Here is a 26,749-nt window from a genome sequence, read left to right as displayed (position 1 = left end):
TCACAGTTGTTTAAGGTGAAATTATGTAAATGGACTAGTAACCCGCTTGGTTAATCCAGCGGGTTTTCTAGTGGTATACTTTTATCACTTTTCCATTTTTCAAATTGATCCAGTTCTTTTGACACTTTCTTAAGTGTATAACCAATCACTGCAGCATCATCAAGCAGTCCAAGACCAATAATAAAATCAGCAACGATATCAAGCGGGGAAACAAAATACAACAGGGCTCCGATGATGGTTACAATCGTACTCGGTTGTACATTTTTATATTCTCCTTTGGAGTAGGCTTTAACCAACTCAACAAATAGAAGAAGTTTATCCCAAACATCGCCTAAGGGACCTTTTTTTTCCGTTGCTTTATCGGCCGCTCTTTTTAGCAAGTCTTTTATTTTTTGGGGATTGCCGATGAATTCTTTCGCTTTGTTAATGTATTTATTCTGCTCTTTTCCAATAAGTTCCTCTTCGTTGTACATATGTCTCACTTCCTTTAACGGAATTCAAACTTAGTTTGCCTCCAAATATATATTTTCATTAAATGTTTACCCCAAACACATAAAAGAAAAACCAGGTGCAATGAGCACCTGGTTTGATTATGCGAAAATAAGTTGTTCAGTTATTTCTGAAGGACCTGCAACAATTTCTTCCACTTCAGATCCCTCTAATGTTTCTTTTTTTAATAATGCATCAACTAATTGCTGATACTGATCTTGATGGTTATTAATTAGGGTTTCTGCTTTTTCTAATCCTTTTGCAAAAAGTTCCTGCATCTTCATTTCTTTATCTTGCTTATTAAAGGTTAGTGTAAAGCCATCCTCGAGCATACCAGTATCGACCATTTGTTCAATCAGATGTTTTGCTTGTTGCACGTCACCACTAACACCAATACTGTGTTCCCCAAGGAACATTCTTTCAGCCACACCTCCGGCTAAGACCATAGCTACACGGTCAAGCAAGTCACTGGTTGTTGATAAATGCAGTTCTTTTGGAATTGGCGCTACATAACCAAGAGCCTCGCCGCGTGGAATAATCGTTGCTTTTCGGACTGAGCCTGGTTTTGTTAGTGAAGCAACGATTGCATGGCCAGCTTCATGGATAGCAACTCTGTGCTTTGTTTCAGCATCCTGTAATGATCGGGAGGTATTGCCTAGAATTGTACGGTCAAGGGCATAATCTAAATCCTGCTTTGTAATCCAATCTTGGCCATTTCGGACAGCACGTCTTGAGGCCGTTTCAAAAAGGGACTGCAGTTCCGCTCCTGAAAATCCGGAGGTGCTTTCTGCAAGATCATCAAGTGACGCAAACACATCCTCTGCAAGAGCTTTTCCTTTCGTATGAATCCCGATGATTTCTCTTCTTCCCTTTGTATCTGGAAGTGAAACGTTGAAGGAGAAGTCAATTCGTCCAGGACGAAGGAAAGCATCATCGAGCATGTCCTTTCTATTCGTCGCGGCAATAAACAGGATTCCATCATTAGCATGTCCGCCGTCTAACTGTACAAGAAGTTCTGTTAACGTTTTTTCCGCTTCTTCACCACCATGTGCTTTACGCTTACCGGCAAGTGCGTCTACCTCATCAATAAAGATAACAGCAGGTGCTTGTTTACGAGCAGTTTGAAATAGAGAACGAACTCGGCTTGCACCAACGCCGACAAACATCTCATTAAAGGCTGAACCGCTAGCAGAGAAAAATGCAGCATCTAGCTCCCTTGCCATTGCTTGAGCTAGTAAGGTTTTACCTGTCCCTGGAGGCCCATATAATAGGATCCCTTTTGGCGGTTTTATTCCTAGCTTAACAGCCCTCTCTGGTTCTTTTAAAGTAGATAATGTTTGCAAAATTTCCTCTTTCATTTCCTCTGCAATTCCGCCCACATCATTTAAGGTAATCGATGGCAGCGGCCGCGATTTGGCCACACTATTTTTCATAGAATTGTGAAGCCCAAATCCGCCCTTAGTTTTTTGCAGGGCAAGAGCAGCACCTGCAAACAATAGAATAACACCGCCCATTATCCATTTTCCATAACGGCTGCTGGTAGTATAGGTGTAATCAATATTGTATTTTTCAACAAGTTTCTCAATCATTTGGCTGTTCGGTGGAATATGGGAAACATATTCGACGTTGCCTGCTTTCATATACAGACTGCCGTCAGCTCGTTCTGTCAGTGTAACAGCCTTGCCATTTTGCTTCTGAATGGTTTTTTCTACGGAAGAAAAAGGAATCGTGATTTCATTATGAGAAGTTTGAACATACCAAATGATCCCAGTGATGACTATAATTATCGCTGTAAATAGCGGAATAAACTTTGAAACTATCTTTTTACTTTTATTCAATTAACTTCATCTCCTCTAACAGAGTTCTATAAACTATTATAATGTATTTCCAGAAAAATGGATGTGGAAATCAGTGGAAGAATTAAGTAAGACAATGGACATAAAAAACACACCTTCCTGATAGGATGTGTGTGTTGGAATTCATGATAATAAGCGGAGTTGGGGAATAATCGGAGTTAGCACGCTTTGGGCCAATGTGCCAATACTCATTCCGACAGATGCTGCCTTGCTCCATTTAAAAACATGAACCTTTTCATCCTTGGTTTCATACAAAAATAAGAGTTGATCCCCTTCTTCTGCGATACCAATTTTATTATAGGTGATATTATTTTGTTCAAGTACTATTTCGAAAGCTTTATGCAATAAGGTCAAGGTTTGTTGATCTACTGACTGATTATTCATTTTTCCTCCTAGGAATTAGAAATTATGTTATCTCCATTATATTCCTTTAATTGCCATTATAAAAGAAAAAATTATGTGAAAATATCAGATATATTGCAAAGTTGACGTTTGCGAGATAAGATTGAAGTTATGGATAAAAAAATCTTGCTATAAAGGCATACTGTCATTTAGCAATTTTGTTCCTTCACCTTTTGCCTGAGGGAATAGAACCTTATTTAAAGGAAGTTTAACTTCTTTGTCAAAGAGAGGAAGACAAGATGGGTAACAATTTTAAAGAAGATGTATTGTCACGCCGGACATTTGCGATTATTTCCCACCCAGATGCTGGTAAAACGACATTAACAGAAAAATTACTATTATTCGGCGGAGCTATTAGAGACGCTGGTACAGTTAAAGCAAAAAAAACAGGAAAGTTTGCCACGAGTGACTGGATGGAAATCGAAAAACAACGTGGAATTTCCGTTACATCAAGTGTTATGCAATTTGATTATGAGGGATTTAGGGTCAATATTCTCGATACCCCTGGACACCAAGATTTCAGTGAAGATACTTACCGAACTCTAATGGCTGTTGACAGTGCTGTGATGATTATTGACTCAGCAAAAGGGATTGAGGAACAAACCCTTAAATTATTTAAAGTCTGCCGTATGCGCGGAATCCCAATCTTTACTTTTATAAATAAGCTGGATCGCCAAGGTAAAACACCACTTGAACTTCTTGCTGAATTAGAAGAGGTTCTTGGTATTGAATCCTATCCAATGAACTGGCCAATCGGAATGGGAAAAGAATTCTTAGGCATTTATGACCGTTTTCATAAAAGGGTGGAACAGTTCCGAGTTGATGATGAAAATCGATTTATTCCATTGAATGACGATGGTGAAATTGAAGGGGACCACCCAATAAAAACATCAGGCCTTTATGATCAAACCCTTGAGGAGATTTTACTGCTTAATGAAGCTGGAAATCAGTTTTCGCCTGAAAAAATCGCCGCAGGAGAGCTAATACCTGTATTCTTCGGCAGTGCTTTAACGACCTTTGGAGTACAGACTTTCCTTGAGTCTTACTTGCAATTTGCACCGCCGCCAAAAGCCCGTAATTCATCGATTGGTGAAATTGATCCATTATCAGAACAATTTTCAGGTTTTGTGTTTAAGATCCAGGCCAATATGAACCCGGCTCACCGCGACCGGATTGCTTTTGTACGGGTATGTTCCGGTAAATTTGAACGTGGAATGACCGTTAATATCCCGCGATTAGGTAAACAATTAAAGTTATCCCAATCTACATCCTTTATGGCAGAAGAACGTAACACTGTTGAAGAGGCGGTAAGCGGGGATATTATTGGGCTTTATGATACAGGTACCTATCAAATTGGTGATACGTTAACGATCGGTAAAAACGACTTCCAATATGAAAGGCTGCCACAGTTTACTCCTGAATTATATGTAAGGGTTTCTGCGAAAAACGTTATGAAGCAAAAATCCTTCTACAAAGGCATTCAGCAGCTTGTCCAGGAAGGAGCTATCCAGCTTTTTAAGACGGTTAGGATGGAAGAATATTTATTAGGTGCGGTTGGTCAGCTTCAGTTTGAAGTTTTTGAGCATCGGATGAGAAATGAATACAACGCAGAAGTATTGATGGAGCGCATGGGCTCAAAAATTGCCAGATGGGTTGAAAATGATACAGTAGATGAAAACTTATCGAGCTCACGGAGCCTGCTGGTTAAGGACCGTTATGAAAATTATGTCTTTTTATTTGAAAATGATTTTGCATTAAGATGGTTCCAAGAAAAAAATCCTGCGATTAATCTATATAATCCAATGGACCAGCACGAATAAATTATGTTAAAACAGCGGAATTTTTCTGCTGTTTTTTTATTTTTCATTTTAAGCAAAAAAGTAAAATTGAATAAATTGGAAATTATATGGGAAATTTTCAGTCTATACCCGTTAATTTCGGATAGTAATGGATAAGATAAGTGGAGTAGTTTTTTATCTAAAATGCCATATAGAAGCGGGATAGACTAATGAAAAAAATGAGCAAATTGGAAGCTGTACTGTGGAATATTGCATTTCCTGGTTTTACGCAACTGTTAACTGGCCAGTATATAAAAGGGGTCTTATTTGTTGTTTTAGAGTTCATTATGAATGTTAATAGTCATTTTAACAGTGGGATTATGTTTAGCTTCTTAGGTGAAATTCAAAAGGCAGAGGAAATTTTAGACTATCAATGGCTTATGTTCTACCCTTGTATTTATATGTTTTCGATTTGGGATGCCTATCGATTTGCTATGTCAGCTGAGGAAAAGTATTCTTTTCTGCCGTTTGTTTTTGGTGCTTACTTTGTCACAGTTGGTTTAATGCTCTCGCCGAAGGTTACAGTTTTTCAAATTCACCCTGGCCCCATATTTTTACCTATGATCTTTTTAATCCCCGGTTTGATTGTTGGAGGAATAATTCAACAAATATTAGCTGTTAATTATAGGAACTCGAACAAGCTTTAAATCAAACTTCGATTTAAGGCTTTTTGAGTGAATAAAATTAATTTTTTTCTACCCCCACACCAAATTTACCAATAACGTACATATGTAATGAATTGAAAAATAGGGTAATGAGATAACAACAATTAGCGGAGAGGAGCAACCAATAGTAAACAGGGAAATGGGTAAGTTTAACAATTAACAAAAGCCCTGAAAAGCCCTAGATCAAGGGATTTAACTTAATGAAATTGCTTATCCCTATGAAGTCCTTATGTACTATATGTATGGTATAATGGGACGAATAGAGGTGAGCAAATGCTTAGTTTATTGTTTATGAGCAAGAAGAAAAATAGAACCTTGGAAGAAACCGTTTTGTTGATTCAACAAGGTGACCGACAACTGCTGAATCAATTAATTGATTCCTACAAACCCTTTATAGCTAAAACTGTGTCTTCCGTCTGCAGACGCTATATTTATGAATCGGACGATGAATTTAGCATTGGACTTATTGCATTTAATGAGGCAATTGAAAAATATTCACCAGACCGGGGAAATTCTTTGTTAAGTTTTTCTGAGGTCATTATTAAAAGAAGAGTTATAGACTATATTCGTAAACAAACTAAAAATCAACATATAAGCATCGATATTACCAATCCTTTACAAGAGGAAGAATCACCGGGATCCGTAATTGTTAATGAACTTTCCCTTGATGAATTCAATAAGAAGAACGATGAAGAATTAAGGAAAGATGAAATCATTCATTTCCAAAAAGTTTTAACTGACTTTGATTTGAGTTTTAGCGACTTAGTTGAACATTCACCCAAACATGCAGATGCCCGTAAAAGTGCTATTCTCACTGCAAAAATGCTCGTCGCTAATGAAGAATTAAGACAGATGCTATGGGAAAAGAAGCGGCTTCCTATTAAACAATTAGAAAAAATGGTTAGTGTCAGCCGAAAAACAATTGAACGGAATCGAAAATATATTATTGCAGTTGCACTTATTTTATCTAGCGATTATGTATATATGAAGGACTATATTAAGGGGGTGCTGGATATATGAAAAAAGGAATTATCATGGAAATAGACGATTGTTTCATAACGCTGCTTACCCCCGAAGGTGAATTCCTCCGATCTAAAAAGCAAGACAAACTCTATAACCTTGGTGAAGAAGTACACTTTTTTCCAATTACAAATGTTCAAAATAGGATTTCATTTACATCTATAAAGAATATTTTTACTGCTAAAACCGTTTGGACGATCACAGCAGCCCTTTTCATCTTACTAGGCTCCTTGATTCCGATACGTCAAAATAATAAAGCTTATGCCTATATGACGATTGATGCGAACTCAAGTATCGAACTTGGTGTAAATAAGAATATGCAAGTGGTGGAAATGATTGGAATAAATAAAGAGGGTAAACAGATTATTTCGGAGTTGAAAGATTGGAAGAAAAAAGATGTTTCAATCATTACGGAGTCAATCCTAGGTGAGATCAAACAAGCGGGTGGTGATGAGAGCGAGCCGGTGATCATTTCCGCTGTCAGTACGGCAGATGAGGACGAACAATCAGAAAAAGAACTTAAAAAGAATATTGATGAGATAAAAGTACTAGCAGGCAAGGCTGATCTTGAGTTAACCTTTATAAAAGCAACTCAAAAGGATCGAAAAAAGGCACACGAGCTTGGTATGTCAACTGGAGAATATCAGCAGGATAAATTCCAGCAGGAAGTTGAAAAGCAAGGAAATAAGGAGCAGGATAATAAGCAGGATAATAAGCAGCAAAAAAAGAATCAATCTGGTGAGAAAGAAAAACAAAAACCTAAGAACCACACCAAGAATGATGACAAAGCTGCATCATCGCCAAGTGCCGCCATTCCGGCAGGACAGCAAAAGAAAGTGGAAGATAAGCAAACTTTTAAAGAGCCTGCCCCTGATGCAGGGCAATCGGCTGCCAAAAAGACTGCACATGTGGCTAAATTGCCTCCAGGTCAAGTAAAGAAAGCAGTCGATCCATCTAAAACCAATGTAAAAAAAACGAAGCCAAAGACTCAAAAAGTGACCCAGCAGAAAATTCCAAAAAGCAAAGATAATGCAAAAACTAAAGAAAAAACAGTAAACCAGCCTAAGAAAATTAACCAAAAACCTCAACAAAATAATAATAATAAATAATATTAAAGTCCGGATAATGAATCCGGACTTTTTTCCATGATATTCAATTATTGGTTGTTAAATTGTCCTGATAACTCAGCTTGTGCTTGTTGGACTAGTCTTTTGGTAATTTCTCCACCTACAGACCCATTTGCTCTTGATACGGTATCTGAACCTAATTGAACTCCAAATTCTTGGGCAATTTCATATTTGACTTGATCTAAATACTGTTCGATTCCAGGTACCAATAATTTATTGCTGCTGCTCGCCATAATTTTCACTCCTTTGTTGTTTGAAGTAGGAACTCTTATGAGACTTCCTTGTTTGATTAATTAACCTAGTGCAGCTAATTGCATCGGGTAGATATATTAAGGTTCTAGAGGAACTTTTGTCCCTCTCTATTGATAGTATTTATTTTCTGTAGATTTTCATAAGTGGTAATGTTTTTCGGATTTGGATAATTCCATTAATCCGAACCATGGCTGACATCTTTGGTCGGATGCATAAATGGAAAAGCCTGTGGTTTCTTTTTCTCTTCTAGCAGCTCACGATTTTCAGCGGTATTCCAGCCGATGTCATTTGTCGGATGAACCCACTCGTCGCCAGACATAATAGCAGGGTCTGTATCCTCTGACCAGTTTTCTAAGGGTGAATGATCGGAAGCATATAAACTGTCACCGATCGTTACCCCATATTTATTGACAAAGGGGGCCTGCATTTTAATACCGGTACCTTCAAAGCTCGGGGCATTCATTTGATGTGGCATGGTTTCGTTAATGGATACTTGTTCGTTTGTTTTGTTCTGATTGGATTCTGTCATAGATTTCACTCCTTTTTCTTTATTTTTTTGTTGTCCCGACAATATTATTTATGAAAAATAAGGAAAGGAATGATACCTCAAAGTTTGCTCAAACTAAGTATGTATTATCATTTCGTTGGGAGGGTTTAAAAGTGGCCAAGCGCAAAGCAGAGTTTAATGCAGTCGAAAAATATTCGAAAACACCACATAAAAATGTACAGGAAAGTGAATTTTCTGCGGAGTTCGCCGATAATAATAATGCCATTCGTTTTCAAAATAGAAATTCAAAACAAGGTAAAAAGGGAAGAAGCTAATGCATAAGGTACCAAACCTGAAAACCTCTATTCCAATGGAAGAGTTTAGTGTTGAAATTGGTGAGGTAAATGGAGTAAAGCTTTATGAAACAAAAAAGCATATGAAGAAAATTAGAAAAAATAAATAGCCGGGGACTTTGCCCCGGCTTTCTATAACCTATAAGGTGAAAATTTGTGTTTGGTTATTGCTAGGGGTGAAGTATGCTAGTAAATGCTCTTGCTTTCTTTTTATTTCCCCTGTCGATAAATAATGGTCTAAGTTAAAGGTCAATTCTTCTAGCATGGTATGCTTATATAAATCCTTTTCATCAAGTACCAGCTGAGAATCTCTATTTTCTATTTTTATCCGATCATCTAGTATCTGTTTATAAAGCCTTGAGCGTTCACCTTTGTCTAAGGATGCCTCCCACCAAGGTTTTCTAGGTTTGTATTTATGATTTCTTAAGTAATCATACTTCATAAGTCCTTCAATCACATCAAGTTCATCAACAGAGCGTTCCTCCAGGAACGAATATAATCTGCGGTATAAATCTTCCAACTGATGACCAATCCTTGACCATCCCTTATCATCCCAGTAGGAACCAAACTCTTGGAAAAAGTCAAATGGAGATGGGAATACTTTGCTGACTAGAAATTCAACGGTATAATCCATCCGATGATCGTTCCAATATTTCTCCAATACATCTTCCACCTGTTTGATTCTAACAATATCGTCAAAGGAGAGTACGTTATTGCTTAGAATTTCATAGGGAGAATGATCCATATATACGTATTGATGGTCGTCTGCTCTTAAACGCACCCCGGTACCCCGAAGCATTTTTAAAAATCCTAATTGCAATTCTTCAGGTCTCATCTCAAATACATCATTAAATGTTTTACGGAAAGATGAGTAATCCTCTTCAGGAAGGCCTGCAATCAAATCGAGATGCTGATCAATTTTTCCTCCGTCTTTCACCAGTGTTACTGTTCTCGTCAGCTTGGCAAAATTTTGTTTTCTTCTTACGAGCTCATTCGTGAAGTCATTTGTTGACTGCACCCCAATTTCAAAACGGAAGAGTCCCGGGGGTGCTTCTTGATTTAGAAATTCAATAACTTCAGGGCGCATAATATCAGCTGTAATTTCAAATTGAAAGACAGTACCCGGAAGATGCTCATCAATCAGGAATCGGAATATTTCCATAGCGTAACTTCTACTGATATTAAAAGTCCGATCGACAAATTTAATGGTTTTTGCCCCGTTTTCCATTAAATAGAGAATATCAGCTTTTATCTTTTCCCGGTCAAAATACCTTACACCAACTTCTATAGAAGAAAGACAGAATTGACAGCTAAATGGACAGCCTCTGCTTGTTTCAATATAGGTGACGCGCTTTCCTAAATCAGCGATATCTTCAGGGAATCGATACGGAGAAGGCAATTCTTTAAGGTCTAATTTATTCATTTGCGGGGTCATCTTTACTTGTCCATTTTCGCGGTAAGCAATGCCATGAACGTTGCGATATTCTTTGGAAGAAGAAATTTCATTTAATAGCTGCTTAAAGGTCTGTTCTCCTTCACCGATAACGATAAAATCAATATCCTGGCATTTCTCCATCCATTCCGCAGTATCATATGTGACCTCAGGACCGCCGAGCACAATTAAAACAGAAGGATCAACCTTCTTTAACATATTTACCACTTTTAGAGTTTCCTCAATGTTCCAAATATAACAGCTGAAACCAATGACATCTGGTTTAGCCTGGTATAGATCCGAAACAATATTTAACACAGGGTCTTTAATCGTATATTCTTTTAAATTGATTTGAAATTCTGGGGCTGCATAAGCCTTCAAATAACGAATGGCAAGATTGGTGTGAATAAACTTGGCATTCAGAGTAGAACAAATAACATTCATAAGGTTGCTCCTTTTTTCATTATAACCAAATAATAATTATAACTTATTTTTGACCAAAAGAGTATAAGACAAACCCATTTTCAGTCTACGATAGCCCCTATCCCCTTTAATGATGTATTTATTGCTCATTCTGTTATATTACAATAAATTTTCTGTTATACAATTAAGTAAGCGTTCTTAAGTCTGACATAATAATGATTCTTTTAAAAAAAATAATGTGTTATAAAATTATTTGCTAGATGTTTGACTTTTGTCACAGCTAAACTTTCAAAATTGTCCTACAATAACTGTGGAGAAAACAATAAATCGTTATTTCGTAATTTTGGGATGAAATGGGGAGGGACATTATGTCTATTTTACCGAAAAAGAATGATCTCGGATTTTTTGAAATCCGATTAGAATCTATTGGCGGCCTGGGAGCAAACCTTGCTGGTAAAATGTTAGCTGAAGCTGGTGTGTTAAGTCTTGGTTTACGAGGCTCAAACTTTTCATCTTACGGCTCTGAAAAGAAAGGTTCACCAGTAAAGAGTTTCATTCGTTTTTGTGAACCAGAAGTGGAAATCAGGGACCACAGTCCAATCGAGCAGCCGCATATTGTTGGTGTTTTTCATGAGGCATTATATAAAACCGTTAATGTTGTCAGCGGTTTAGATGCTGATGGAATTGTTCTGGTAAATACTGCTAGACAATTTGATGATGTTAAAAAAGATTTACATTTAGAATATGGAACTCTTGCAATCATAGATGCTTTAACTATTGCTGTTGAGGAAAAAACCAAAGTTAATACAGCTATGCTTGGAGCCCTGTATCGAATTTGTGATTTCTTAGATCCTGAATCGATGAGAGATGTGATTCGAAAAACCTTTACAAAGAAATACCCGCATCTAGTTGAACCAAATATTCGCACATTTGACCGCGGATATAATGAAGTTCAATTTAAAACCTATGAAGTACCAGAAGGTGCGGAAGGAAAAGCATTTACTCGTCCGCTTCCACAGCTGGGATATCTGACACAGGAAATTGGCGGTGTCATGGTTTCACAAGCAAACAGCATCTTTAAAGATTTAAGCGGATCACGACAAGGTTTTCTTCCAGAATACAAGCAAGACAAATGTATACACTGTGCTGCTTGTGATAATGTTTGTCCGGATTTCTGTTTTGTTTGGGAAGAAGGAGAAGATAAACGAGGCAGAAAGCAAATGTTCCTAAAGGGGATCGATTATCAATACTGCAAGGGCTGCTTAAAGTGTATTGAAGCATGTCCAACTGATGCATTGGGAGATCTTCGTGAAATCATGGGTTATGCGGATGAAAACCGTGTAAAGCAAAACTTTCCTTATATTGCAGGAGGGGTACGATAATGGCTATTTTAGAAGATAAATTAACAAAACAGGGTGTAGCAGAGCAACTTTCTACCTTTGAATCGGGTAATGAAATGGCAGCTACTGCAGCAGCACAAATTAACTATCATATTATGGGATACTTCCCAATTACACCTTCTACTGAGGTTGCTCAATTTTTAGATCAAATGAAGACACGCGGTCAGCATGATATAAAACTGATTCCTGCCGATGGAGAACATGGCTCAGCAGGTATTTGCTACGGAGCTGCCATTACTGGTGCACGTGTCATCAATGCCACTAGTGCAAATGGTTTCCTTTATATGCTTGAACAGATGCCTGTGCAATCAGGGACTCGTTATCCAATGGTCTTGAATCTTGTTACTAGGGCAGTCAGTGGTCCGCTTGATATTCGCGGTGATCACTCGGATCTTTATTATGCCTTGAATACAGGGTGGGTTATTTTAACAGCGAAAACACCTCAAGCTGTTTATGACATGAATATTATGGCATTAAAAATTGCCGAACATTCTAAAGTGCGATTACCGGTGATTGTCGCTTATGACGGGTTCTTTACATCCCACCAAAAACGCAGAGTTGAGTACTTTAAGGACCGTAATGTGGTTCAGCAATTTGTTGGTGAATGCCCGACCGATTATAACTTTGTTAGAGATTTGAGCAAGCCTGTAACAGTTGGTGCTCATATGAGCGGTGACGATTTCTTAAACAACCACTACCAACAATCCGAAGCCATTTACAATGCTAAAGAGGTATTTAAAGAAGTGGCTGCCGAGTATGCGAAACTATCAGGCAGAGAGTATCCTGTTTTAGATTTATATAAAATGGAAGATGCCGAAGTTGCTTTATTTCTATTAAACTCTGCTGCTGAATCAGCAAAGGATGTTGTTGACCAACTTCGTGAAAAAGGGATTAAAGCGGGTGTGATCAGCCCTAATATTATCCGCCCATTCCCTGCAAAGGAAATTCGTGAAGCACTTAAAAATGTAAAAGCATTACTAGTCGGAGAACGGGCAGACTCTTATGGTGCAAATGGACCGAACTTAACACATGAAGTGAAGTCGGCTCTCCAAGATGATAAAGAAAATCAAACCATCGTGTTAAGCCGTGTATTCGGTCTTGGCGGCAAGGATTTCTATGCGGATGATGCGCACGCATTCTTTGATATGGCAATAGATGCAATGGAAAAAGGTTATGCCGAAAAATCCTTTGATTATTATGGTCATGTGCCTGGTAATCCGGAAAACGTTCTGAAGCCTGTTATTTTACCACAGCATGGTGACGTGTATAAAACAGGATTAATTGATGTGAAAATGGATGAAGCAACAAATAAATTAAAAGTAAAAATTCCGCCGCTTCGTGCTCTAACAGGTAAGCCTAAGCGGATTGCATCGGGACACGGTGCATGTCCAGGCTGCGGTATTTTTGCAGGTTTAGAGTTATTCTTTAAGGGCATTGAAGGGGATATTGTCACATTATTCCAAACAGGCTGTGCTTATGTAACGACGACTGGATATCCAAGTACTTCACATAAGCAGACGATGATACACAACTTGTTCCAAAGCGGTGCAGCAACATTATCCGGAACGGTTGAAGCCTTTATGGAATTAAAGCGACGTGGTGAAATTAACGTATCTGACGATGCAACCTTTGTTATGATTACCGGTGACGGTGGTATGGATATAGGGATGGGTTCAGCGATCGGTACAGCGCTCCGCGGCCATAAACTCATTATGCTTGAGTATGATAACGAAGGTTACATGAATACTGGTTCACAAATGTCTTATTCCACACCAATTGGACATATGACAAGCACATCTGGTGTCGGGAAAGTTCAGCGTGGTAAAGCATTCCACCATAAGGATACTGTCCAGATCATGGCAGCAACCAATATTCCATATGTATTTACAGGCTCTGAAGCATTCCCTCAGGATTTAGTGAAAAAAGGCGCAAAAGCACAGTGGTATGCACAGAATGTGGGACCAGTATATGGTAAACTTCTTATCACTTGTCCATTAAACTGGAAATCAGATGACCGTTACGGTACAAAGATTATTGAAGAGGCTGTAAATTCTTGCTTCTTCCCTCTATATGAAGTTGAACAAGGGGTAACGGCTATTACGTATAATCCAGAAGAGAAGAATAAACGTGTTCCCCTTTCAGAATGGTTGAAATATATGGGGAAAACCAAACACCTTTTAAAGGATGAAAATAAACCTATTTTAGACGAGTTTGAGGCTGAAGTTGAGAAGAGATGGCAGCGTCTTAAAGCAAAGCACGAAAATCCTATGCTCTAAGATACAATGAGCATTCGGGGACAGAGAGCGTGAAGGTATGGAAGTGCCTTACGTTCTCTGTTTTTTATGTCAACTTTAGAAAAAGTTATATTAAAAAAGGCAATCCAAACGGGATTGCCTTTTTGCGTGGTGATAAGGAACTAATTATATGAGTTAGGCTTTCTATCTTCAAAGATAGGAATTTGCTTACGTACTTCTTTAACTAAATCGAGATTAATTTCTGCTGTTAGTATTTCTTCCTTTTCCCCCGCTTCTGCTAATACCTTACCCCATGGATCAATCACAAGTGAGTGTCCGGCAAACTGGTTGTTTGGGTCACTGCCGGCACGGTTGCAGGCAATGACATAACACTGATTCTCAATCGCTCTGGCGATTAAGAGAGCACGCCAATGCTCTAGGCGGGGGGCTGGCCATTCGGCAACCACAAATAAGGCTTCAGCGCCTTCTGAAGTATGGGCGCGAATCCATTCTGGGAAACGAATGTCATAACATATTACACCTGCGAATAATTGATCATCTACCTTGAATAAACCTTTTTCAGTGCCGGCTTCTAGATAAAGATGCTCATCCATTAATTTAAAAAGATGGAGTTTATCATATTGATGGACCACATTACCATCTTTCGTAACAATAAGAAGTGTATTTTTTACACCTTTTTCGCCGCGATTTGCTACAGAACCTCCAACAAAATGGACCTGGTGTTTTTTGGCTGCTGATTGAAGGAAGGCAATTGTTTTCTGAGCATGCTCATCGGCAATCAATTCTAATCTTGTTAAATCATATCCTGTTGTCCAAAGCTCGGGCAGGACAATAATATCAGGCTGCTCCTCCATCGCTTTTTCAATAAGATTTTCTGCAGATTGATAATTGCTTTCAGGGTTACCAAAGGCGATATCCATTTGCAGACAGGAAACGTTTATTTTCAAATTCTTCACCTCATGAATTTCTATTTCTCTTATCAAGTTAATATTAAAGTTATACCATTTCTTCCGCGAATATCAATATAAATTTAACTTTATCAAAGTTAGGAAAATAAGGGGCAGTGAAGTTAAAATAGTTCTTTAGAATCAATAATATCCTACGAAAGTTTCGATTTATTCCTTTAAAGTATGAAAATTATACCATCTTTTAAATGTCCTCTAGTAGTTTACCATACCAGCCAGAGGAAATTTGTCGATAAAATCAGGAAAAGAAAGAGAAATTGTCGAAAAACGAAAGATTTAGGATGTTTTGTCTACTTTTGCGATTGTATTTACTTTTAATAAATTTCTTGTCATAATTCTTCAAGTAGTCTACTTTTTTGACGTATTTCTAGTAACCGTGTAAGGGTAGGAGATAAAATTGTACAAGTATAATAATAATCAATCGGAAATGATTGAAGAGATAAAGGCTAAAAGAGAATTAATGATTAATAGTGCAACTACACTTGGCTATACAAATCCGCAAACTCTTAAATACAGCCAAGAGCTAGATGAGCTGATTAATCATTATCAAAGGTTAATTCGTTCATCAGATAAATCCAATGAGGAAGTAAAGTTTGCTTTTAAGGACATGATTATGGTCTGGCCCAAAATTTTAGTCTGACATACTAATTGAAGGTCTTCAGTAATATATTTATCTAATTAATCCAGTAAGAAGGCCTTCCGGATCAAAATTACTTCATTATTTACCCCCTAGTACCAATCAACGAATTTCCCCGCATAGCAATATCCCTTTCTTGCTTTCTAAAGAAGAACCTGTGATTTTTATCATTGTTAAAATCATATTATTTACTATAGTTATTGTAGGAGCACTTTATGGAATAGCTGCTCAAAGCTTCTATGTAACTAACCACATTTATTCATCTCAACAACTATTTTCTTTTGCCCGGAATACTCCTAGATTCTGCATGATTCTTTCCCAATTATTTTAAATGAAAAGAAAACTCTTTTGTTTGGTAATATGCTTCTATTGCGATACATATATCGTTAATAAAAGCATTTTTTATAGCCAATGGAAGCAAGCGCTTTCAATAATCACAGTTTATATGGAGGAGGGAAAGTCCTACATGCACATTGTAGTTTGTATCAAACAAGTACCCGATACAAAAATCATTAAAATTAATCCAAAAACAAACACACTCGACCGGCGGAGTGCACCAGCTATTTTGAATCCTTATGATGCACATGCCGTTCAAGAGGCGGTGAAAATCAAGGGGAAAACGGGTGGGACTATATCGGTTTTGTCCATGGGTCCGCCGCAGGCAACTGCCATTATTAAAAAAAGTATTGAAATAGGGGCAGATAGAGGCTATTTGATAACTGACCGTGCATTTGCCGGTGCAGATACTCTAGCAACCAGTTACACAATATCAAAGGCTTTAGAAAAAATAGGCAAGGAAATCCCAATTGATATGGTGATTTGTGGGAAACATGCCATTGATGGTGACACCGGACAGGTTGGACCCGGGATTGCAAGAAGAATGGATATTCCCCCTGTAACTAATGTAATCGAAGTGGCAGAGGTCAATTTAAAGGAAAAGTCAGTCTTAATCAAACGGAAACTATCAAATGGTTATGAATTAATTCAAACAAAGCTTCCTTGTTTATTAACGGTGGAAAAGGAGATTAACCAAATCGAATACTCCCCAATGCCAAATATGCTTAAAGCTGCAAGATACGAACCTGTTATCTGGGCAGTCAGTGATCTTGAAAATGTAGACCGCGCTCAGCTTGGTTTAAAAGGCTCACCAACAATCGTAGGGAAAATGTTTGCACCTCCACGGCCTGAAGGCGGGAAAAGAATGGAAGGTACAGTTGATGAGCAGGTAAAACAGCTCATGGAAGTACTAATAGATAAAAAGGACCTATTTACCATCCAGTCATCTAAATAATAATAGTATTTTCTGCCTTTTGGAGGGATTTATATGAATATTGACGATTATCGGGGAGTCTGGGTATTTATTGAACAAAACGATAATAAGATTGAAGGAGTCTCACTGGAGCTTTTGGGAGCTGGAAGAAAGCTTGCTGATAAGCTGCAAGTTCCATTAGCGGGTTTTTTATTAGGGAATGAGATCAAACCATTAATTAACCAAGTGATTGCATTCGGTGCGGATGAGGTATACGTGATTGAACAGCCAATCTTAAGGGACTACCGTACGGAATCCTATATGCAGGGTGTTCTGTTATTAGCTGGAAAGTTTAATCCTGAAATTATTCTATATGGAGCGACTCCAAATGGGAAGGATTTAGCTAGTGCAGTTGCTACCGATCTATCTACGGGGTTGACGGCCGATACGACCATGCTCGATGTCGATGTAACCAATAGATTGTTAGAGGCAAGCAGGCCGGCATTTGGCGGTAATATTATGGCAACCATTCACTGTAAAAAGCACAGGCCGCAAATGGCAACCGTAAGACCAAAAGTTATGAAAGCATTAGCTCCGGATGCTGGCAGACTTGGGAGGGTAATTGAAGAGAAAATTGACCTAAGAGAAGAAGATATGCGCACAAAAGTGTTGAAAATTGTGAATGAAGTAACAAAAAAGGCAAGTTTAGCCGAGGCTCATGTTATTGTTTGCGGCGGCAAAGGATTGGGGGACCAGCATAATTTCAGGCTCATTCATGAATTAGCGGACACGATTGGTGCGAGTGTAGGCGGTACCCGTGATGTGGTTGAAGCTGGCTGGCTTCCGCACGAACAGCAAGTTGGTCAAACTGGTGAAACAGTCACACCAAAAATTTATTTTGCCATAGGGATATCTGGTGCGATCCAGCATGTGGTCGGTATGAAAAATTCAGAGTTTATTATCGCCATTAACAAGGATCCAGATGCACCGATTTTTGACGTTGCAACGTACGGGATTGTTGGGGATGCAATGGAGATCCTTCCAAGACTAATCGAGCAATTTAAGCAGCTCAAGACGGAAAAGGGCGGTGAATTAAGTTATGTCTGAGAAATTTGATGTGATTATCGTAGGGGCTGGGCCATCAGGTACTGCATGTGCACTCACATGCGCACGGAGCGGACTGAAGGTTTTGCTGATTGAAAGAGGAGAATATCCTGGATCCAAAAACGTAATGGGTGGAGTATTATATCGAAAACAAATGGAAGAATTGATTCCTGAATTCTGGAAGGAAGCTCCTCTTGAGAGGCCCGTCATCGAGCAGCGCTTTTGGATGATGGATAAGGAGTCGGTTGTCTCTTTTGGCTATAAAGGTTTGGAATGGGCAGTGGAACCTTATAATAATTTCACCGTGCTGCGGGCCCAATTTGACCAATGGTTTGCCGGGAAAGCAGTTGAAGCCGGAGCACTTCTCATCAATGAAACAGTCGTAACAGAATGTATTGTTGAAGATGGTAAGGTTGTTGGTGTCCGAACAGACCGCCCAGATGGTGATGTCTATGCTGATGTGGTGGTTCTCGCGGATGGTGTAAACTCACTTCTCTCTAAACAATTAGGCTTTCATAAAGAATTTCGCCCAGATGAAGTAGCCTTAACTGTGATGGAAGTTATTAACCTTCCAAAAGATAAAATTAATGACCGCTTTAATTTAGAGGATAACCAGGGATGCACCATTGAAATATTCGGAGATTCAACAAAAGGTAACCTGGGAACGGCTTTTCTTTATACGAATAAGGATAGTTTAAATATTGGGGTAGGAACAACCCTTTCAAGTATGATAAAAGCGAAATTAAAGCCGTATGAGCTGCTGGATTATTTAAAAAACCATCCGATGGTCAAACCGTTGGTTGCGGGAGGCGAATCAGCTGAGTATCTAGCCCACCTTATTCCCGAGGGCGGCTACCGCTCGGTTCCGAAAGTTGCCGGTAACGGAGTCATTGTAGTGGGTGATGCAGCACAATTGGTAAATGCAATCCATCGAGAAGGTTCCAATATGGCAATGCATTCAGGATTACTCGCAGCTGAAACGGTGATAGAGGCAAAGTCAAGAGGGGATTATTCACAGGCAACTTTAAATCTATACCGTGAAAAGCTTTATGATAGTTTTATAATCAAAGACTTAGAAAAGTATAAAGATGCGGCCCACACGTTTGAAAAGTACCCGCAATATTTCAATGAGTATTTACCAATGATGAATAAAGCAATGAGCAAATTTTTTACTGTCGATGGCACACCGAAACGTGAAAAACAAAAACAAATTATCAAGAGTATGACAGCTGAAAAAGGGACCATTCGAGTGATTCAGGATATTTATCGAGCTTGGAAGGCGGTGAAATAATGTCAACGAAGAATATCGAGGAAAAGCAGTATCTGCTAAGGTTTAAGTGTGATACCAAGTCTCATTTGACGGTGCTTGATCACGACATCTGTATGACAAAATGTCCCGATAAAATTTGTACAGTATTTTGCCCTGCAGAAGTATATAAGTGGGAAGGAACAAGGATGCAGGTTGGTTATGAAGGCTGTCATGAGTGCGGCAGCTGCCGAATCGGCTGCCCGTATCAGAACATTAAATGGGAATATCCAAAAGGCGGTCATGGAATCGTTTTTCGATTAGCTTAAATATAAAAGAAGTGCTGATTTTATTAAAATCAGCACTTCTTTTAATTATGTGAACGGAATGAATGGATGAATTAATAGTATATGTATGTTTATTATCATATGTAAGTTTTTTCACAAATTGGAGTAAAAAGAAGGTGAAGCAGAAGGGTACTATGAAGTGGATTTAGCTGATTTTCTCTAGTAAAGTGGCAGAGGAAAGTTCATCCTTTTTACTTGATTGAACTAAGGAGGATGCCAATGTATTGGCATAATCGATTAATTCCATATTTGGTGAACAATAATATGGAGATTTCCAGTTAAAATCACCCTCAACGGTTGCAGGGTAGATACTGACTTTCCAATGGAAATATATTGTGGACTGCGGCAGTTGTACACCTTCAACTGCGATAAGCCAATGAGTAAAGGGTTGGTCAGGACAATAGGCGTCAGATTTTTGTAATGATTTCAGATCATTTAGCCCGATTGGAACTAATGCCTTTTCATAAAAATCATGATAGTTTGGAGTTCTCATTTTTATAACCTCCCTTATTGATTTATCTTTATTATATGAAACCATACCCCCTTTTTTGTGTGATAAATGTTAAAAGTTTTCGGAAAATTTTTACGTTTTCATAAAATTATCACATTTGAATCATTATGTAAAGAATTGATTGTGAATATGTGACCTCTGTCACTACATATTCAAGTGGATATTTATATACTTATCTCAGGAAGAATGAATTTAGAGGTGAATGATACATGAGCTGCATGAGTGGTTTTGGAGGAACAACCCAAGGGGAACTAAGTGAAGGTCTTGCCCGCCTAAAAAGTGAACATCCTCCCTTAAGGGCCCAAATGGAAGGTTTATATGATTTAACACAGAAGATTAATCAAGAAAATGAGATCGAAGAGAATTTTAATAAATTAATCCAAAAGGTAATAGAATTTAAGAATGATTTAGAACCTCATTCTGAGAGAGAAGAGGGAGTCTTATTCCCAATGATGGGCGTTTATATTGGCACCACCTCAGGACCAATTGCTGTTATGGAATATGAACATGATCAGGCAAAAACAAATATTGCTGCCTTTCTTGATCAAGCAGAGGCAGGGGAATCTTCTCCGCAAGAAAAGAAAAAGTTAGCTGAATTAATACAAAATGCCTATTTTATCTTAACGGACCATTTTTCAAAAGAGGAAAATGTGTTGTTTCCAATGGCTGAAAGAATGCTGTCCGACGAGGAAAAGGCAGAGTTATTGCGGGTATTTAAGAAATAAAATAAAACAGGATGGGGCTGCCCCTCCTGTTTTATTTTATAATCACCCTCGCTGATTCCACTCCCAGACTTTCTGATCACTAGGGAGGAGGAGTGCAAGTAATCCTAGGATTGGCAAGATACCAAGCCAGGTGATCATGGATGACAAACCAATCCAGTCTGCTATCGAACCCAGCCCTACGGAACCGATAGCTCCCATTCCAAACGCAAGGCCCACAGTTAAACCGGACATTGTACCGATTTTACCCGGAACCAATTCTTGGGCATATACGACAGTAACTGAGAAACTAGTCATCAAAATAAAACCTGTCAGCACCAGAAAAATAAATGCGGGCACAGGTGGAACATGGGGAATCAGGATTGTAAAAGGAACCGTCGCTAACATCGATAAGGATATAATCTTTTTCTTTCCAAACCGGTCTGCCAGCGGTCCTCCAAAAAAGGTCCCAACTGCCCCTGATACTAAGAATGCAAACAAAAAGAATTGAGATTCCTTAATGGAAAAGGCATATTCTTTTATAGCATAAAATGTATAGAAGTTAGTGATGCCGGAAGTATACCAAGTTCTAGCGAAGATTAACAGCAAAATTAATGCCAATGTGTTTTTGACTTCTTTAGACACCCCCCGGCTCTTATCGTTAGAAGTATTCTTTTTCTTCACTCTAGGGGAAATTAACAATCTTTTATGGTACCAGTTCGCTATATACACAAGTAAAATAACAGCAACGGCGGCAACAATGGTAAACCATGAAGCCCCTATCTGACCTAAAGGAACCAATATAAGTGCAGTAATGAGAGGTGCCAATGCTTGGCCAGTATTCCCGCCTACCTGGTAAATAGATTGGGCAAGTCCTCTCCTGCTGCCCGCTGCCATATACGCAACCCTTGAGCCCTCAGGATGGAAGACAGCTGATCCTAGTCCAATGAAAAGAACGGAAAAAACAATCATTGAAAAATTGCCCGCAAATCCTAAACCAAGAACGCCAAATAGAGTGAAGGTAAGGCCGATTGGCAGAGCAAAGGGCATCGGTTTTTTGTCTGTAAGATAGCCAACGATCGGCTGCATGACAGAGGAGACCATATTTAACGAGAATGCTATAATCCCCAACTGGGTAAAGCTAAGTCCCATTGACTTTTCTAATATGGGAAACATTGCAGGTACTACAGCTTGAATAGCATCATTTAATAAATGGCAGAGCCCGATGATAAACAGAATTTTAAACATCGTTGATTCCGCAGTTTTCGAAGTCTTTGAGGAAAGTGCAGCTGGTTGAGTCATATTATCCCTTCTTTATTTGTATTGTTTTTTTTTATATTACTACTTATTTATTAAAATAAGAAACAATTATTTCTATTTTCGAAATTTAAGCACTATTGTGAGGCAATTTGACAGTCATATAAAATTTTTTTATAATAAACTTTGAAATCAAGATAATTTTCTAAGATGGATTCTGTCAAACATCTTATTATAATCAAAAGGATGAGTTCTTATGGAAAACGAAACAGTAGAGAAGTCATTAAAGTTATTTATTGTCCTTTCAAGAGCATATAAAGCAATTAATGAACATGTAAATAAGGCAATTCAAGTGAAAGGTTTGAATCCAACTGAATTTGCCGTCTTAGAGCTTCTATATCATAAAGGGGACCAGCCGATGCAGCAAATTGGCGGGAAAATCCTGCTTGCCAGCGGAAGTATTACCTACGTTGTTGACAAACTGGAGCAAAAAGGATTTTTAAGAAGGATAGCCTGTCCCAATGACAGGCGGGTAACATATGCTCAAATTACTGAGCAAGGAAAATCGTTTATTGATGAGATTTTTCCAGAACATGCAAAACAAATTGATACGCTGATGTCAGTTCTGTCCGATTCTGAAAAAACGGCTGCGATTGACCTATTAAAAAAAATAGGAATACCTGCAGGGAAATTTTAATACGGCCTATGGTCGTATTTTTTTTATGGAAGGAATACTATTTAAGTATGGCGAAATGATAGACTTGAGAAATGGAAGGAGTTGTTTTTCATGAGTTTTGAAAAATATACATATGTCAGACCAAATCTAGATGAGATAAAGACAAAGTTTGATCAGGTGTTGGAAGGATTTAAACTTGCGGAATCAGTGGAGGAACAAAGCCGGTTTATGGGAGAAATCAACCAGCTGAGAAATGATTTGGGCACCATGTTTAACCTTTGTTATATTCGCCACTCGATTGATACGAATGATGAATTTTATAGGGAAGAGCAAGATTACATGGATGAAATTCAGCCTGAAATGGAAGGATTGACAACAAAGTATTATCAGGCGCTAGTTGAATCCAAGTTTCGCCCTGAGTTAGAAAAAAAGTGGGGAACGCAGCTGTTTGCCCTTGCTGAAGGACAGTTAAAAACATTTAAACCAGAAATCGTATCCTTATTGCAAAAGGAAAACCGCTTGTCTACGGAATATACAAAATTACTAGCCTCAGCAAAGATTGACTTTGAAGGGGAAGAAAGAACCCTTGCACAATTAGATCCATTTACCGAGTCAAAGGACCGTGCCATGCGTAAAAGGGCAAGTGAAGCGAAATTTGGATTTTTCGCTGTACATGAAGAGCAGCTCGACCGAATTTATGACGATTTGGTCAAAGTAAGAACAGAAATTGCTCAGAAATTAGGGTTTAAAAACTTTGTCGAACTTGCCTATTATCGAATGATGAGGACTGATTATAATTCGGAAATGGTTGCAAACTTCCGGAATCAGGTAAAGGACTATATTGTACCGATTGCAACAAAATTAAAAAAACGCCAACAGCAGCGAATTGGTGTTGATTCTTTAAAATATTATGATGAAGGATTTAATTTTCTGTCAGGAAATGCGATTCCCAAAGGTGACCCCGAATGGATTATTGAAAATGGACAAAAAATGTACGAAGACCTTTCTAAAGAAACGGGCGCATTCTTTAAATATATGCAGGAAAATCATTTAATGGATCTTGTTGCGAAGAAGGGAAAAGCAGGAGGAGGCTATTGTACATTTATTGAGAATTATAAGGCTCCATTTATCTTTTCGAATTTTAACGGGACATCAGGTGATATTGATGTATTGACCCATGAAGCAGGTCATGCCTTCCAAGTGTATTCCAGCCGTCATTTTGAAATTCCTGAATATTACTGGCCAACCTATGAATCAGCTGAGATTCATTCGATGAGTATGGAGTTTTTCACCTGGCCGTGGATGGAATTATTTTTTAAGGAAGATACTGATAAATATAAGTTTACCCATCTCAGCGGGGCGTTGTTGTTCCTTCCGTACGGGGTATCTGTCGATGAATTCCAGCACTGGGTTTATGAAAATCCTCAAGCAACACCTGCAGAACGCAAAGACCAGTGGCGTGAAATTGAGAAGAAGTATTTACCGCATAAAGATTATGACGGAAATGTTTACCTAGAGAACGGGGGCTTTTGGCAGCGTCAAGGACATATTTATAATTCACCATTTTATTATATCGACTATACGCTTGCACAAATTTGTGCCTTCCAATTTTGGAAGTGTTCTGTAGAAAACAGGGATGAGGCATGGGCAGATTATGTGAAGCTTTGTAATCTTGGCGGCAGCCTTTCTTTTACAAAGCTTGTCAAAGAAGCCAACCTAATTTCGCCATTTGAAAATGGTTGTGTTGAGTCTGTTGTTGGTGTGATCGAGGAATGGTTAAATACCGTTGATGATCAAAAATTATAAAAGAAAAGCGAGGCCTATTGGCTTCGCTTTTAATGATTATAGAGCTGTAATGGTTTCAGATACTACCTTTAGTTCATTATTTTCAAGAACAGTTACAAATTGTTTTGCCTCTGGCTCTTCCAAAATAAAGTCAGCAATTTTATCTTCAAGCTGTTCCTGGATGACTCTGCGGAGTGGACGGGCACCAAAAGCAGGGTGGTATCCAAGTTCGGCTAATTTTTCTTTTGCCTCGTTTGTAATTGTAAATGTAATGTTCTGTTCATCTAATGTATATTGTAATTCTTGGACCATTAGGTCGACAATGGATAAGATATGCTCCTTATCCAGAGCATTAAATTCAATTATGCTGTCGAAACGGTTTAAGAATTCTGGTTTAAAGAAACTGCCGAGAGAGTCAAGAATACTTGCTTCTTCCACCGCCTCACTAGCTCCAAAACCTACGTGGATTGGCTTGTGACTTACACCTGCATTACTTGTCATGATAATAACTGTGTCTTTAAAACTTACGACTCTGCCTTGACTATCGGTTAGACGGCCATCTTCAAGAATTTGCAAAAACATATGCTGAACGTCCGGATGTGCCTTTTCAATTTCATCCAATAAAATAATGCTATATGGGTTTCTGCGGACTTTTTCCGTTAATTGTCCAGCCTCATTATGGCCGACGTAACCTGGAGGGGAACCAATAAGCTTTGAGACGCTGTGTTTTTCCATATACTCACTCATATCAAGTCGAATCATCGAATCCTTGCTGCCAAATAGTTCCTCAGCGAGTGTTTTGGTTAGTTCGGTTTTACCTACCCCAGTAGGACCAACAAATAGGAAGGAACCAATTGGACGATGTTTTGATTTTAGTCCTGCGCGGCTGCGTCTGATGGCCTTCGCTACTTTTTTCACGGCTTTATCTTGGCCGATCACCTTTTTATTAAGGTTCGTTTCTAGTTCGCGCATTTTAAGCTGTTCGTCCTGCTGTAGTTTTCCAACTGGGATTTTTGTTTTTTCTTCAATGATTTTTTGGATATGAGAGACTGTTACAACAGGTCTTATACCAGCTGAGTCGGCATTTACTGCTTTTTCTAGTTTAGCTTCCTCATCCCTAAGCATGGCTGCTTTTTCATATTGTTCATCTTTAAGGGCTTCTTCTTTCTCACGAGCAATTTCTTTTAAGCGATTTTCCATTTGCTCTGAGTGTTTATTGTCGGAAGTTAGATTTAATTTAGATCCGGCCTCGTCGAGTAAATCAATTGCTTTATCCGGTAAGAAGCGGTCTTGTATATAGCGCTTTGATAACATGACACAAGCTTGAATCGCTTCATCAGAATAAGTAACTTCATGATAGTCCTCGTATTTCTTTTGAATCCCTTTTAATATTTCAATGGCAGCTTCCACTGCAGGCTCAAGTACATGAACAGGCTGGAAGCGCCGTTCTAATGCTTGGTCTTTTTCAATTTGACGGTATTCTTTTAGAGTGGTTGCACCTACTACCTGTAACTCACCGCGGGCAAGCGCAGGTTTTAAAATATTTCCTGCATCCATCGACCCTTCAGCAGAGCCGGCCCCAACCAATAAATGAATTTCATCAATAAAGAGAATAATATTTTTTCGTTCTTGTAATTCAGAAATTAACTGTTTCATTCTTTCTTCAAATTGACCACGGATACCGGTATTGGCAACAAGAGAGGCAACATCTAATAAATAAACCTCTTTATTGCGTAATTTCGAAGGAACATCCCCGCTAGAAATTTTTAATGCTAATCCTTCTGCGATGGCCGTTTTACCGACACCTGGCTCACCGATTAGGACTGGATTATTTTTAATTCTTCTATTTAAAACTTCAATGACACGCTTAATTTCAGCATCACGGCCGATGACAGGGTCTATTAAACCTGCCTTAGCTATTGTGCTAAGGTTTCGTCCAAACTGATCAATAAAACCGTTTTGGCCCTTTTTTCTGCCTTTAGCGGCTGATGGCTGGTCCATCAAACTTGAGTCTTGTGGGAACCCTTTCTCGATAAAGAAGTGTTCAAAAGGGAAGTTGGGAAATGAACTCATATTTGGACTAAATCCTGTTCCAAGGGATTGCTTTTCTTTAGCATAACATTCGTGGCAGAGTTTCATTTCCTTACGTTGTCCATTAATGGTAAAACTTAATTGTACATGAGCCTGATTTTGCTGGCATTGTTGACAAAGCATAAGCAAATAACCTCCTACTATAATATATATTGAATCAAAGTTTGACTTTGACTATATT

The 26,749-nt window shown here is 38.5% G+C and carries 26 protein-coding genes; 16 read left to right on the top strand and 10 right to left on the bottom strand.

From position 1 onward, the window contains the following. Positions 1-50: 50 nt before the first annotated feature. From GXK58_RS04780 to GXK58_RS04770, 3 genes are all read right to left on the bottom strand, one after another. Positions 51-473, bottom strand: a complete 423-nt coding sequence (locus tag GXK58_RS04780) for a YkvA family protein (protein WP_160720379.1) — start codon at positions 471-473, stop codon at positions 51-53. A 117-nt stretch (positions 474-590) separates the two neighbouring features. Continuing rightward, entirely contained in the window at positions 591-2,327 is a 1,737-nt protein-coding gene (locus tag GXK58_RS04775; protein WP_160720377.1) for an AAA family ATPase, read from the bottom strand. Positions 2,328-2,468: 141 nt separating this feature from the next. Further along, a complete protein-coding gene (locus tag GXK58_RS04770) occupies positions 2,469-2,729 on the bottom strand; it encodes a hypothetical protein (protein WP_160720375.1) in 261 nt (86 codons plus the stop codon). A gap of 257 nt (positions 2,730-2,986) precedes the next feature. Here GXK58_RS04770 and GXK58_RS04765 point away from each other — a divergent pair, with 257 nt between their 5' ends. The 4 genes from GXK58_RS04765 to GXK58_RS04750 all read left to right on the top strand — a co-directional run bounded on the left by GXK58_RS04765 (position 2,987) and on the right by GXK58_RS04750 (position 7,379). Beyond that, the gene (locus GXK58_RS04765) at positions 2,987-4,567 is read left to right on the top strand and encodes a peptide chain release factor 3 (RefSeq protein WP_160720372.1); all 1,581 of its coding nucleotides are present in this window, start codon (positions 2,987-2,989) and stop codon (positions 4,565-4,567) included. 188 nt (positions 4,568-4,755) lie between these two features. Beyond that, positions 4,756-5,232: a hypothetical protein gene (locus tag GXK58_RS04760; protein ID WP_160720370.1), complete on the top strand. Its 477-nt coding sequence runs from the start codon at positions 4,756-4,758 to the stop codon at positions 5,230-5,232. A 291-nt stretch (positions 5,233-5,523) separates the two neighbouring features. Next, a complete protein-coding gene (gene sigI, locus GXK58_RS04755; RefSeq protein ID WP_160720368.1) occupies positions 5,524-6,270 on the top strand; it encodes an RNA polymerase sigma factor SigI in 747 nt (248 codons plus the stop codon). After that, on the top strand, positions 6,267-7,379 hold the full coding sequence (locus GXK58_RS04750; RefSeq protein ID WP_160720366.1) for an anti-sigma-I factor RsgI family protein: 1,113 nt from the start codon (positions 6,267-6,269) through the stop codon (positions 7,377-7,379). The genes sigI and GXK58_RS04750 overlap by 4 nt, the downstream gene beginning before the upstream one ends. A 47-nt stretch (positions 7,380-7,426) precedes the next feature. Here the strand turns inward: GXK58_RS04750 and GXK58_RS04745 are convergent, their stop codons facing one another. Next, entirely contained in the window at positions 7,427-7,630 is a 204-nt protein-coding gene (locus GXK58_RS04745; RefSeq protein WP_160720364.1) for an alpha/beta-type small acid-soluble spore protein, read from the bottom strand. Positions 7,631-7,824: 194 nt separating this feature from the next. Then, a complete protein-coding gene (locus GXK58_RS04740; protein WP_160720362.1) occupies positions 7,825-8,178 on the bottom strand; it encodes a DUF3905 domain-containing protein in 354 nt (117 codons plus the stop codon). Positions 8,179-8,309: 131 nt separating this feature from the next. Between GXK58_RS04740 and GXK58_RS26965 the strand changes: the two genes are divergently transcribed. After that, a complete protein-coding gene (locus GXK58_RS26965; protein ID WP_202171292.1) occupies positions 8,310-8,471 on the top strand; it encodes a hypothetical protein in 162 nt (53 codons plus the stop codon). Next, positions 8,471-8,599, top strand: a complete 129-nt coding sequence (locus tag GXK58_RS27470; protein WP_272928119.1) for a hypothetical protein — start codon at positions 8,471-8,473, stop codon at positions 8,597-8,599. The genes GXK58_RS26965 and GXK58_RS27470 overlap by 1 nt, the downstream gene beginning before the upstream one ends. Positions 8,600-8,628: 29 nt before the next feature. On the opposite strand, the gene GXK58_RS04735 is transcribed toward GXK58_RS27470, so the two are convergent. Further along, complete coding sequence (locus GXK58_RS04735; protein WP_160720360.1) at positions 8,629-10,365, bottom strand: B12-binding domain-containing radical SAM protein; 1,737 nt, start codon at positions 10,363-10,365, stop codon at positions 8,629-8,631. 347 nt (positions 10,366-10,712) lie between these two features. Between GXK58_RS04735 and GXK58_RS04730 the strand changes: the two genes are divergently transcribed. Both GXK58_RS04730 and GXK58_RS04725 read left to right on the top strand, forming a co-directional pair. After that, positions 10,713-11,726 carry a 2-oxoacid:acceptor oxidoreductase family protein gene (locus tag GXK58_RS04730; protein WP_160720358.1) on the top strand — a complete coding sequence of 338 codons (1,014 nt, stop codon included), beginning with the start codon at positions 10,713-10,715 and terminating at the stop codon, positions 11,724-11,726. Beyond that, complete coding sequence (locus GXK58_RS04725) at positions 11,726-14,020, top strand: thiamine pyrophosphate-dependent enzyme (protein WP_160720356.1); 2,295 nt, start codon at positions 11,726-11,728, stop codon at positions 14,018-14,020. Before GXK58_RS04730 ends, GXK58_RS04725 begins: the two co-directional genes overlap by 1 nt. Positions 14,021-14,160: 140 nt before the next feature. Here the strand turns inward: GXK58_RS04725 and GXK58_RS04720 are convergent, their stop codons facing one another. Next, entirely contained in the window at positions 14,161-14,946 is a 786-nt protein-coding gene (locus tag GXK58_RS04720) for a carbon-nitrogen family hydrolase (RefSeq protein WP_160720354.1), read from the bottom strand. Between the two features lie 415 nt (positions 14,947-15,361). Here GXK58_RS04720 and GXK58_RS04715 point away from each other — a divergent pair, with 415 nt between their 5' ends. The 5 genes from GXK58_RS04715 (at position 15,362) to GXK58_RS04695 (ending at position 19,529) form a co-directional block, all read left to right on the top strand. Next, positions 15,362-15,604, top strand: coding sequence for an aspartyl-phosphate phosphatase Spo0E family protein (locus GXK58_RS04715; protein WP_160720352.1), 243 nt, complete (start codon positions 15,362-15,364; stop codon positions 15,602-15,604). A gap of 463 nt (positions 15,605-16,067) precedes the next feature. After that, positions 16,068-16,892, top strand: coding sequence for an electron transfer flavoprotein subunit beta/FixA family protein (locus tag GXK58_RS04710; RefSeq protein WP_160720350.1), 825 nt, complete (start codon positions 16,068-16,070; stop codon positions 16,890-16,892). Positions 16,893-16,925: 33 nt separating this feature from the next. Beyond that, positions 16,926-17,957, top strand: a complete 1,032-nt coding sequence (locus GXK58_RS04705) for an electron transfer flavoprotein subunit alpha/FixB family protein (RefSeq protein WP_160720348.1) — start codon at positions 16,926-16,928, stop codon at positions 17,955-17,957. Next, complete coding sequence (locus GXK58_RS04700) at positions 17,950-19,245, top strand: FAD-dependent oxidoreductase (protein ID WP_160720346.1); 1,296 nt, start codon at positions 17,950-17,952, stop codon at positions 19,243-19,245. The genes GXK58_RS04705 and GXK58_RS04700 overlap by 8 nt, the downstream gene beginning before the upstream one ends. Further along, complete coding sequence (locus GXK58_RS04695; RefSeq protein ID WP_098526926.1) at positions 19,245-19,529, top strand: ferredoxin family protein; 285 nt, start codon at positions 19,245-19,247, stop codon at positions 19,527-19,529. The genes GXK58_RS04700 and GXK58_RS04695 overlap by 1 nt, the downstream gene beginning before the upstream one ends. A gap of 163 nt (positions 19,530-19,692) precedes the next feature. On the opposite strand, the gene GXK58_RS04690 is transcribed toward GXK58_RS04695, so the two are convergent. Further along, positions 19,693-20,040, bottom strand: coding sequence for a hypothetical protein (locus tag GXK58_RS04690; RefSeq protein WP_160720344.1), 348 nt, complete (start codon positions 20,038-20,040; stop codon positions 19,693-19,695). Positions 20,041-20,267: 227 nt separating this feature from the next. Here GXK58_RS04690 and GXK58_RS04685 point away from each other — a divergent pair, with 227 nt between their 5' ends. After that, a complete protein-coding gene (locus GXK58_RS04685) occupies positions 20,268-20,783 on the top strand; it encodes a hemerythrin domain-containing protein (RefSeq protein WP_160720342.1) in 516 nt (171 codons plus the stop codon). Positions 20,784-20,825: 42 nt separating this feature from the next. On the opposite strand, the gene GXK58_RS04680 is transcribed toward GXK58_RS04685, so the two are convergent. After that, the gene (locus GXK58_RS04680; protein WP_160720340.1) at positions 20,826-22,061 is read right to left on the bottom strand and encodes an MFS transporter; all 1,236 of its coding nucleotides are present in this window, start codon (positions 22,059-22,061) and stop codon (positions 20,826-20,828) included. A 211-nt stretch (positions 22,062-22,272) separates the two neighbouring features. Between GXK58_RS04680 and GXK58_RS04675 the strand changes: the two genes are divergently transcribed. Both GXK58_RS04675 and GXK58_RS04670 read left to right on the top strand, forming a co-directional pair. Further along, complete coding sequence (locus tag GXK58_RS04675; RefSeq protein WP_160720338.1) at positions 22,273-22,713, top strand: MarR family winged helix-turn-helix transcriptional regulator; 441 nt, start codon at positions 22,273-22,275, stop codon at positions 22,711-22,713. A 90-nt stretch (positions 22,714-22,803) separates the two neighbouring features. Next, positions 22,804-24,498 carry a M3 family oligoendopeptidase gene (locus tag GXK58_RS04670; RefSeq protein ID WP_160720336.1) on the top strand — a complete coding sequence of 565 codons (1,695 nt, stop codon included), beginning with the start codon at positions 22,804-22,806 and terminating at the stop codon, positions 24,496-24,498. Positions 24,499-24,534: 36 nt separating this feature from the next. Here the strand turns inward: GXK58_RS04670 and GXK58_RS04665 are convergent, their stop codons facing one another. Next, a complete protein-coding gene (locus tag GXK58_RS04665; RefSeq protein ID WP_160720334.1) occupies positions 24,535-26,691 on the bottom strand; it encodes an ATP-dependent Clp protease ATP-binding subunit in 2,157 nt (718 codons plus the stop codon). Positions 26,692-26,749 lie beyond the last annotated feature (58 nt).

It is taken from the genome of Bacillus sp. USDA818B3_A (genome assembly GCF_009928415.1).
Taxonomy (GTDB): domain Bacteria; phylum Bacillota; class Bacilli; order Bacillales; family Cytobacillaceae; genus Neobacillus.
The sequence above is the reverse complement of the archived record's forward strand: the minus strand, read 5'-3'. Positions and strand labels throughout refer to the sequence as shown.